This window comes from Arthrobacter sp. 4R501 (genome assembly GCF_002929755.1).
GTDB lineage: Bacteria > Actinomycetota > Actinomycetes > Actinomycetales > Micrococcaceae > Arthrobacter.
Genome location: NZ_PJIW01000082.1, coordinates 1 through 520 on the forward strand (window position 1 = coordinate 1; position 520 = coordinate 520).

The window sequence follows — 520 nt, forward strand, 5'->3', positions numbered from 1 at the left end:
CGCCTCCGGACCCGGTAACCGCGGCAAACTGATCATCGTCTTCGCGATCACATTCACGGTCATGATCGCGGAAATCATCGGTTCGAGCCTCACCGGCAGCCTCGCACTCCTGGCCGATGCCGGCCACATGTTCACGGATTCCACCGGGCTGCTGATCGCATTCATCGCCGCGTCGCTGGCACTGAAACCGGCCACTCCGAAACGGACGTGGGGTTACAAGCGGGCCGAAATCGTCGCCGCGGCGGGCCAGGCAGCCCTGTTGCTCGGCGTCGGCGGCTTCGTCATCGTCGAGGGAATCCGCCGCCTCTTCGAGCCTCCGGAGGTCGGCGGGCACGCGATGCTCTGGTTCGGCATCATCGGTCTCGCCGGGAACGTCATCGGGCTGATCGTCCTTGCATCCGGCCGGAACCACAACTTCAACATGAAGGCCGCGTTCCTTGAAGTGCTCAACGATGCGCTTGGGTCCGTGGCTGTGATCGTCGCGGCGATCATCATCGCCGTGACCGGCTGGGTCCAGGCT

1 protein-coding gene is annotated in these 520 nt (G+C 64.4%); it reads left to right on the forward strand.

Translation table 11 applies throughout. From position 1 onward, the window contains the following. Positions 1 to 28 precede the first annotated feature (28 nt). The coding region (locus CXR02_RS21990) for a cation diffusion facilitator family transporter (RefSeq protein ID WP_258061177.1) at positions 29 to 520 on the forward strand (492 nt) is incomplete at its 3' end.